Below are 10,072 nucleotides of genomic sequence, written 5' to 3' on the forward strand. Positions count from 1 at the left end.
AGCGCCCCGTATGAACTGGGGGCCCGTCCCCTGATCGCCGTCTTCCGGATCGGCGCCGCCCTCTATCCCGCCCACGGCCGCAGCGTCGAGGAATTGCAACGTTGCGTGCAGGTGGCGATGGTGCCGCTCAAGGAGCGTGGCGGCGAAGGGTGGAATCTCTTCGACTTCCGGCTGCTGGCGAGGCAGCGGGACCAGCAGGGCCTGGAAAACGATCTGCGGCTGGCGCTGACGACGCCAGCCATGGAACAGTTCGAACTCTATTACCAGCCGGTCTGCGACAGCGCGACCGGCGTGGTGCAGGGATGTGAGGCGCTGCTGCGCTGGCATCACCCGGTACTGGGCAGCGTGTCGCCTGCCGTGACGATTGAACTGGCCGAACGCAGCGGCCTGATTGTGCCGCTGGGCGCCTGGATCCTGGAGCGCGCCTGCACGCAGGCGGCGCTGTGGCCGTCGGCGTGGCGTGTCCACGTGAACCTGTCGGTCATGCAGATGAATGAAGACGGGCTGGTCCAGCTCGTGTCGGACGTGCTGGCCGCCACGCGGCTGTCGCCGCGCAAGCTGGTGCTGGAGATCACGGAGTCCATCTTCATCCTGCACTACGAGCGGCACGTGAAGATCCTGAACACGCTGCGCGACATGGGCATCGGGGTGGCGCTGGATGACTTTGGGTGCGGGTATTCCAGCCTGAACCATCTACGCCATCTGCCCATCGACTGGGTCAAGATTGACCGCAGCTTCATTTCCGCCCTGGAATCGGATGCGGGCAGCCGCGAGGTGGTCTCCGCGTTGTTCGGCCTGTGTCAGGCCATGCACCTGCCGGTCGTGGCCGAAGGCGTCGAAACCGAAGGACAGCGCGAAATCCTGAAGGCGTTGGGATGCCGCGTGATGCAGGGCTTTCTGCTGGGCCGGCCGGCGCCCGCCGCCGAAATCCAGGCTTTGGCCGCGGCGGTGTCATAATCGGGGTTGCTTGCAAACCCGACCTGTTGACTCCTTATGCCCGGCAATACCCTAGGTACCCTTTTTACCGTCACGAATTTCGGCGAATCCCACGGTCCGGCCATCGGTTGCGTCGTGGACGGCTGTCCTCCCGGACTGGCCCTGGACGCGTCCGACATCCAGTTCGAACTGGACCGCCGCCGCCCGGGCACCTCGCGCCACGTGACGCAGCGCCAGGAAGCCGACCAGGTCGAGATCCTGTCCGGCGTCTACGAAGGGGTCACCACCGGCACGCCCATCGCGCTGCTGATCCGCAATACCGACGCGCGCAGCAAGGACTACTCCAACATCGAGGACACGTTCCGCCCGGGTCACGCCGATTTCGCTTACTGGCGCAAGTTTGGCGTGCGCGACCCGCGCGGCGGCGGTCGTTCCTCGGCGCGGCTGACGGCGCCCACCGTGGCGGCCGGCGCCATCGCCAAAAAGTGGCTGGCCGAGCAATACGGCGTCCAGGTGCGCGGCTACATGAGCCAACTGGGCCCTGTCGCCATCCCGTTCGTTTCGTGGGACGAAGTGCCCAACAATCCCTTTTATGCGCCCAACGCCGAGGTCGTCCCCGAACTGGAAGCCTATATGGACCAGTTGCGCCGGGACGGCGATTCCATCGGCGCGCGCATTGAAGTCGTCGCAGAGAACCTGCCGGCCGGCTGGGGCGAACCCATCTACGACCGGCTGGACGCCGACATCGCCCACGTCATGATGGGCCTGAACGCGGTCAAGGGCGTTTCCATTGGCGCGGGCTTTGACTGCATCACGCAGCGCGGCTCGGAACATGGCGACGAGATCACGCCCGACGGCTTTCTGAGCAACCACGCCGGCGGCGTGCTGGGCGGCATTTCGACCGGCCAGCCCATCACCGTGTCGCTTGCGATCAAACCCACGTCGAGCATCCGCGTCGAGCGCCGCTCGGTCAACCGCGCCAACGAGCCGGTGATGGTGCAGACGCTGGGCCGCCACGATCCTTGCGTGGGCATCCGCGCGACGCCCATCGCCGAGGCCATGCTGGCGCTCGTGCTGATCGATCACGCACTGCGCCATCGTGGGCAGTGCGGCGCGACCCCCGTCTGATACGTTTTTCCGTTGTTGAATTGGCTTGGAGGCCGACATGAAACAGAAGCGTCATTTTCTGCGCAATGCCGGGGCCGTGCTGTCGCTGGCCGCGCTGGCCGGCTGCACCAGCATGAACACCACGCAGTCAGGCGCCGTGGGCGTTGACCGCAAGCAATACATGTCCACGATGGTGCCGGCGCAGGCGCTGGAACAGGAAGCGAACCAGCAGTACGCCGACATCCTGCAGGAGGCCAAGTCCAAGGGCCTGCTGGATCGCGACGCCAAGCAGCTTGCGCGCGTGCGCGACATCTCGCAGCGCCTGATCGCGCAGGCGGGCGTGTTCCGTCCGGATGCGGCCAACTGGAAATGGGAAGTCCACGTGCTGTCCCAAAACGAGGTCAACGCCTGGTGCATGCCCGGCGGCAAGATCGCCGTCTACACCGGCCTGATCTCGCAGATCAAACCGACCGACGATGAGCTGGCCGCAGTGCTGGGCCACGAAATCGCCCACGCCCTGCGTGAACATGCGCGCGAGCGCGTGTCCCAGCAGATGGCTACCAATCTGGGCTTGCAGGTGTTGTCCATTGCCACGGGATCCCAGGCGGCGTCGGACCTGGGCGGTGAGTTGACCAGCGTGATGTTCACCTTGCCCAACAGCCGTACGCACGAGACCGAAGCGGACCGGATGGGCGTGGAACTGGCGGCCCGGGCGGGATACGACCCGCGCGCCGCCGTGACGCTGTGGCAGAAGATGGGCGCGGCCAGCCAGGGCAGCGCACCGCCCGAGATCCTGTCGACCCACCCGTCGGCCGCCTCGCGCATCAGCGATCTGCAATCGGCGTCGCAGAAGGTGATGCCGCTTTACGAACAGTCCAAGGGACAGGCCGCGCGCTAAGAGGGTACGGTCTTACGCTGACGACGGCCCGCGCGGCAATGCCTGCGCGGGCCGTTTTCCATGGTCCTTTTCCTGCGGCGGGGCGTGCCTGGACGCCCCAATCGCAGGCTGCTGCGGCATCTCTTCGACTTACGCCCCGCTTGCCGTCCTGACGCCCTGGCCGCGCATGATCTCGATGCCCAGGCCATGCAGAATGCGCTGCGTCTCGGCGTCCGGCACGTCTTCCGCGTAGACCGCAATCCCCAGCGAACGCGCCGTTTCCAGCACCGACGCCGTCAACTGCTGGCTGCCCGGGCTTTGCGACATCCCGCCCACGAATCCCCCGCCCAGTTTCACGTAAGACAACGGCAGCGTGTGCAGTTGCGCCACCGCGCCGAACTGCTGCGCCAGGCGGCGCACGCCGATGTGTGCGCCAAATTCCGCCGCCACGCGTGCAAAGGCGGTGATCTGCTCGTGGCATTCCACCAGCCCGTGCGCGTCGATTTCCACGTACAGACGGCGCGCCAGCGGACGGTTTTCGGTCAGCAGCAGTGCGAGCTGACGCAGGAACTTCTGGCCGCGCAGTGAAGGCAGCGCCACGCGCACGGCAAGTTCGCCCGAGTGGCTGGCCAGCCATTCCAGGCCCAGCCTCACGGATTCCAGATCGCATTCCGCGACCAGGTCCAGCCGCACCGCCGGCGGGATGAAGAGCGTGGCGGGGATCGGTTCCTGGTCGGGCGCGGTGCGCAGCATCAGCATGGCTTCGGTCCGCACCGTGCGCCCATCGAGCGCCAGCAAGGGTTCGGTGGACAGTTCGAACTGCCGGTTTTCCAACGCCGTCTGGATCGCATCCTTCCAGGCGCGTTCGCCCGCTTCCGACGGCGACTGCATGTCGGTGGCGCCCGCGATCACGACTTGGTCGTTGCCGGCGCTTTCGGCGCGCATCAGACCAAAATCCAGGCGGGCGAGCACGGCGCCGGCCTGGCTGCCGTGTCCGTAATCGGTCATGGCCTGCGCCCAGCGGCAAAGATGGCCCTCACCAACCGGAATGCGCGAGGCATGCAGGTCCGCGCGGACCTGCTCGGCCACCATCATGGCCTGCGGCGCCGCGCAGCCGGGCAGCAGCAGTGCAAAGTCCGAACCATTCAGCCGCGCCAGCATGGGCGCGGCGACGTGCATGCGCTTGAGCGTGCCCTGGATGCGTTCGCACGCGGTGCGCAGCCATTGGTCGATGAATTCGCGCGGCATGTGGCGGTTCAGATCGGCCAGATCGCGCTGGCGGAACACCAGCACATGACCGCCGTCGATCCGCGACGTGCCCGCCGCGGGCCGGGTTTCCAGCGCGCGCCGGAACTCGTTGACGAAGTATTTGCGGTTGGGCAGGCCGGTCACCGGGTCCTGGTTCAGCTCCAGTTCCAGCGACTCGATCTTGGCGTTCTGTTCCTCGACGCTGGCATGGATGCGTTCGCGCGTCTGGTTCAGCGCCTGCACCACGCCGGACAGTTCCGGCACGCGCGCCTCGACCTGCTCGCCCGGCGCGTCGCGGCCGATGCCGCGGACGTGATCGCTGATCTCGCGCAGCAGGCGGTTCTTGATCCACCCGACCAGCACGAAGGCAAACATGGCCCACAGGATGCCCGCGCCCACGACCAGCGCGATCATCTTCAGGCTGCTGCGCCACAAGGCTTCCCAGGCGTAGGCATCGTTGGCGATCAGGGTGACTTCGCCGATCTGGCGCCAGCCGTCGCTGACCGCGTGGCTGGCCGCCTGGCTGTCCAGCGGCGCCAGCGCCTGGAACCACGCCGGCACGGACGCGGCGGTGGCCGTCGACCTGCGTTCGATCAGCACCTTGCCGTCTGGATCCGTCAGGCGCACCAGCGAAAAGTGTCCGCCGTCGTAAAGCGCCGAGACCAGCAGTTCCTGCACGACCGGGTCGTTGTTCGCCGGTTGCGACAGGGACAGGGCCAGGGAGACGGCCGCGTCGGTGCTTTGCACCTGGAGCTGGCCCGACAGGTACTCGCGCGCCGAGTTGACGCTGAGCGCCAGCGTCCCCAGCAAAATCACGCTGATGGCGAGGGTCACACTGAGCAGTAGCTGACGAAGTATGGACATAATCTTGTTTCCGGACATCAGGGGCGGATGCCTTCCCGTTCCATGCGTTGAAGTAGGTCGCGCCAGCGGCTAAGTCGGTCGACGGGCGCGGCCGCCTTGCCGTCCACGTAGACGCCGTCGGCGTTGAAACTGAAAACCGGCGTGAGGTCGCGCCGCTGCGTGGCCGGCAGGATGGTTGATATCAGGCTGTCCAGCACCAGCGGGACGGCATTGGGGGTTTCGTAATAGCCCAGCACCATGTGGGCCACCTGGCTGCTGCTGGCCGCGCCGCCGATGCGGGCGCGCACGTAGATGAAGCGCAGCTTGTTGGCCGGCACGCCCATCGAGAGCAGGGTGAAATACTTGCCGATGACGTAGTCTTCGCAATCGCCGGCGCCTCTGCCTAGCGACTCCAGCGGCGTGGCCCAGTAATCGGCCTGCTTCCAGATGATGGAATCCTCGCCGGAGAGCAGGGCCCGGTTCCAGAAATCGTTGGCGACGGTGAGACGGTCGCGGTCGGCTGCGGGGGCAGGGCTGCGCAACAGTTGCAGCCAGTTCGATACGGACTTTGCGCCCTTGGCGCCATAGCGGCTGGCCGACAGGCTTTGCAGCTTGTCGGTGTTGATCTCCAGCGCCGAACTGCCGCTCCACCCGCAAGCCAGGCATAGCAGCGCCACACGGCACAGAGTCAGCGCGCTACGGTAACGGCGGGTTAAGGGCATGAAACGGATTTTCACATTTTTTCGACGTCTCAGAATGCGCCGTTAAAAAAAATGCGTCGTGCGGGACGGGGGAGGGCCGGAGCCGGCCCTCCCCGTGAGGTCGATGCTTAGCTGTGATCGACGTTCAGCTTTCCCTTCTGCAGCAGGTCATTGATGATGGCCTGATCCGTTGCCAGCTTGCCGCCGTTGGTCAGATCGACGTTCTCCAGAATGATCTTCTGGTCCGCACCCTGGCCAATCTTGCCGTCGGTGCTGATTTCGATGACCGTGTTGGCGCTGTTGGCGGGGTCTTTCGAGAAGTGCAGGTACTGGGTCAGCGTGCCGTCCTTTTCGCCTTGCAGCATGTCGCGCAGGTCCAGCACGTCTCCACCGTTGGCAACCGTGGCGTTCGAGAAGTCCTTGATCACGTCCACGGCCGGCTTTGCCGTCGTGCCTTGATCGCCGAATTCCCACTTGAACGTGTCGCTGCCATCGCCGCCGTACAGGATGTCGTCGCCCTTGCCGCCGATCAGGACGTCGTTGCCGGCGCCGCCGTACAGCGTGTCCTTGCCCGCACCGCCGTACAGGATGTCGTTGCCGTCCTCGCCGTACAGGATGTCGTCGCCGCCCTGGCCGTAGAGGATGTCGTTGCCGGTTCCGCCATGCAGCTCGTCATTGCCGCCACGGGTGTCGCCCTGCACGTCGAACAGACCGTGGTTGTCCGAGATGAACTTGTGCAGATCGGCGTCCGTCGGCTGCGTGCCGTTCTTCAGCAGCAGGAACAGCTTCAGACCATCCAGACCGGAGCCGTCGGCGTAGTCGGTAGGCTTGGCCGGATTGCCATTGACGCCCCACGGCAACTGATCCGTATTGATCGCGTCGCCGAACAGGATGTCCGATCCGTCGCCGCCGTAGATCTTGTCGTCGCCGACGGGTGCCAGCTCGGTGGAGGTGCTTCCGCCAACCAGCGCGGACTCCAGATCCGACGGCGACAGAACCACCTGCGAGTTGCCGGTACGGCCAGACGTGTACGTGCGGATATTGTCGATATCCACCCGGAACGCGCTGTTGCTGGGGGTGTTGTCGTTGAGGATGAACTGGAACAGGTACTCGCCCGGGCCGTGGATGCCGGCCGTCCGAGTGCTGGCCTCAGTGCCAAACTCGACCTCCTTCCATTGCGAGCCATCCCACTTGAGCAGGACCCACTTGAAGGTATCGTTTGCGCCCTTGTTGGCGACGGATGCGTCAAAACCGAACGAGGCGCCCGCGGCGTTCGTCACCACGATCTTGTTGGCTTCGGACATGGTCACGGTGTAGGCCTTGCCGTCCACCGCCGTATCCGTCAGGCGCATGACGTTGCTGGTCCGGACGGCGGTCCCGGTGCCTTCCTTCTGCCAGTTGTCGGGATTGTTCACGCCCGACGTGTTGTTGAAGGTGACGTAAACCGAACCGCCCGACGTGAAGCGGCCGCCGGTGTTGTCATAGTTGTTGAGTGTGGAGGTGGACACGCCCGAACCGATGCCAATGCCGTGCACATCGCTGACGCCAGCCAGCTTGCCGAACTCGGTGTCGCGGTTGTACCACCATTCCGAAGTCGGCTCGCCGTCGGTCAGGAAGTATGTCAGGTTCTTATAGGGGTTGCCGCTGCTGTCCACCGTGGGCTGACCATCGAACCAGCTCTTGGCTTGGTTGAACGCCGATCCATAAGGCGTGCCGCCGCCGCTCTTCAGGCCCATCAGGATGTCGACCATCTCGGAGACGTTGCTGGTCGTCAAGCCGGATATCGTCTTCTGTACCTTGCTGCCGTCGCCTTCGAACGTGATCAGCGACACGTTGATGGTGCCGTCGTGCGTCGCGAGCTGGCCTTCCAACAGCGCCTTGAGCGCCTTCTTGGCGGTAGCCAGACGCGATTCGGCGCTGCTTCCGCTGCCCCACTTGTCGTCCATCGAACCGGACAGATCCAGAACGAGAGCGATGTTGTAGCTGCTGCCCGGCGTCACGTTCTTCACCATGCCGCCCTGGTCGCCCAGCAGCACGTCGTTGCCCGTTCCACCCTTGACCGTGTCGTTGGTGTTGTTGCCGCCGACGAACTGGTCGACATGCAGCTTGAATGTCTGTTCGGCGGAGGTGTTCTGGCCGCCGTTGGCCGTGCCGCCCGAATCCTTGACGCGGAAGTCGAAGGAGGAGCCAGCGTTTTCGCCGACGTTGGAGGCGGACGCCTGGAACACCAGCTTGCCGCCCTGGATGTCAGCAGCGCTGATTTCCTGGCCTTGCGTGACGGCCTTGCCGTTGAGCATCAGCGTGCCGCCTGTGGGCAGGGAGTCGATGATCACCGACGTAAACGTGTGGCCTTCCACCGGGTCCGAGAACGGGAAGTCGTCGGCATCGAAGGTGTAGGTCTTGCCTTCCGTGACGTTGCCCGAAGCATCTTGCGACACGGGGGCGTCGTTGACCGGCAGTACGTCGATATCCAGCGTGGACGTCGTCGAGGCCGCGCCGTCGGACACGGTGTACTTCACCTGCGGCACATCGCCGTTCCAGTTGGCGTCCGGCTTGAACGTGTAGCTGCCATTGGCGCCGATCAGCAGGGTGCCGACGCCGGCAATGGTGGCGGTCTTGCCTGCTTCGTAGCGCACGCCATTCACCGTGAACTCGGTGACGGTCAGCGTCTTGCTGTCCACGTCGGTCGCGCCCTGGAGCACGTTGCCGGTGGCGGTCTGGTCTTCCAGGATCTCCTTCGTGTGGGCTTGCAGGACCGGCGCGTCGTTGGTGCCGTTGATCGTGATGGTCAGGGTCGCTTCGCTCTTGTCGCCGTCCGCGTCCGTGATGGTGTAGCGGATGGTTTCGGTGAGCGTTTGGCCGTTGTTGAGCGCTTGAACCGCGGGCAGGCCGTTGTTCAGTTGGTACGACCAGGTGCCGTCGCCGTTGTCGACCAGCTTGCCGTACTTGGCGTCGGTCGTCGTGATGGCGACGGTGCTCTTGTCCGCACCCAGCGTGTCGTTGGCGAGCACATTGCCGTTGATCGGCGTTGCGGTGTCTTCCGTAACGGAAGCCGTATCGTCCTTGGCCACGGGAGCCGTGTCGATGATCTGGATGACCAGATCGTTGCTCGTCGACTTGCCAGCCAGGTCGGTGACCTTGACCGTGAAGTTGTCACGGACCGAGTCGTCGCCCGCCGAGTGGTTATCCGCGCCGCCCGTTTCCTTGTAGGAGTAGGAGATGACGCCCGTCGCGGCGTTGTAGCCGGTGACGGTCAGGATGCCCTTGTCGGTGGTGATGACGACGGGGTTGGCAGCGCTCGCGCCGGTGACGTCGCGGCCGGCCACGGTAACAGCGGTGATGCCGGCTTCCGCCGACACGCCAACCGAACCGGTCACCGTCGCGCCGGAGCCTTCCAGCACGCTGTTGTGCGCGCTGGTGACGTTGCCGTCGGAGTCAACGGGGGTGACCACCGGCGGACCGTCAGTCTGGCCGTTGATGGTGATGGTCAGCACAGCCTCGCTCTTGTCGCCGTCCGCATCCGTGATGGTGTAGCGGATGGTTTCCGTGAGCGTTTGGCCGTTGTTCAAAGCCTGAACCGCGGGCAGGCCGTTGTTCAGTTGGTAGGACCACGTGCCGTCGCCGTTGTCGACCAGCTTGCCGTACTTGGCGTCGGTCGTCGTGATGGCGACGGTGCTCTTGTCCGCACCCAGCGTGTCGTTGGCGAGCACATTGCCGTTGATCGGCGTTGCGGTGTCTTCCGTAACGGAAGCCGTATCGTCCTTGGCCACGGGAGCCGTGTCGATGATCTGGATGACCAGATCGTTGCTCGTCGACTTGCCAGCCAGGTCGGTGACCTTGACCGTGAAGTTGTCACGGACCGAGTCGTCGCCCGCCGAGTGGTTATCCGCGCCGCCCGTTTCCTTGTAGGAGTAGGAGATGACGCCCGTCGCGGCGTTGTAGCCGGTGACGGTCAGGATGCCCTTGTCGGTGGTGATGACGACGGGGTTGGCAGCGCTCGCGCCGGTGACGTCGCGGCCGGCCACGGTAACAGCGGTGATGCCGGCTTCAGCCGACACGCCAATCGAACCCGTGACGGTTGCACCGGAGGCTTCCACCACGCTGTTGTGGGCGCTGGTGACGTTGCCGTCGGAGTCAACCGGGGTGACTACCGGAGGACCATCGGTCTGGCCGTTGATGGTGATGGTCAGGGTCGCTTCGCTCTTGTCGCCGTCCGCGTCCGTGATGGTGTAGCGGATGGTTTCGGTGAGCGTTTGGCCGTTATTCAAAGCCTGAACCGCGGGCAGGCCGTTGTTCAGTTGGTACGACCACGTGCCGTCGCCGTTGTCGACCAGCTTGCCGTACTTGGCGTCGGTCGTCG

Annotated in this window: 6 protein-coding genes; 3 read left to right on the plus strand and 3 right to left on the minus strand. The window is 65.0% G+C overall.

Features of this window, described 5'->3' with window-relative positions:
- From RT697_RS25720 to RT697_RS25730, 3 genes are all read left to right on the plus strand, one after another.
- Positions 1-957 (plus strand): EAL domain-containing protein (locus tag RT697_RS25720; protein WP_313702487.1); only part of this gene is annotated, 957 nt, incomplete at its 5' end.
- A 36-nt stretch (positions 958-993) separates the two neighbouring features.
- Positions 994-2,064: a chorismate synthase gene (gene aroC / locus RT697_RS25725; protein WP_313702488.1), complete on the plus strand. Its 1,071-nt coding sequence runs from the start codon at positions 994-996 to the stop codon at positions 2,062-2,064.
- A gap of 37 nt (positions 2,065-2,101) precedes the next feature.
- Positions 2,102-2,941, plus strand: a complete 840-nt coding sequence (locus RT697_RS25730) for a M48 family metallopeptidase (protein WP_313702489.1) — start codon at positions 2,102-2,104, stop codon at positions 2,939-2,941.
- Positions 2,942-3,070: 129 nt separating this feature from the next.
- On the opposite strand, the gene RT697_RS25735 is transcribed toward RT697_RS25730, so the two are convergent.
- From RT697_RS25735 to RT697_RS25745, 3 genes are all read right to left on the minus strand, one after another.
- The gene (locus RT697_RS25735) at positions 3,071-5,032 is read right to left on the minus strand and encodes a LapD/MoxY N-terminal periplasmic domain-containing protein (RefSeq protein ID WP_313702490.1); all 1,962 of its coding nucleotides are present in this window, start codon (positions 5,030-5,032) and stop codon (positions 3,071-3,073) included.
- 17 nt (positions 5,033-5,049) lie between these two features.
- The gene (locus RT697_RS25740) at positions 5,050-5,733 is read right to left on the minus strand and encodes a transglutaminase-like cysteine peptidase (RefSeq protein WP_313702491.1); all 684 of its coding nucleotides are present in this window, start codon (positions 5,731-5,733) and stop codon (positions 5,050-5,052) included.
- A gap of 107 nt (positions 5,734-5,840) precedes the next feature.
- Positions 5,841-10,072: VCBS domain-containing protein (locus RT697_RS25745; protein ID WP_313702492.1), on the minus strand; the 4,232-nt coding region annotated here is incomplete at its 5' end.

The organism is Achromobacter sp., assembly GCF_032113835.1.
Lineage (GTDB): Bacteria > Pseudomonadota > Gammaproteobacteria > Burkholderiales > Burkholderiaceae_B > Achromobacter.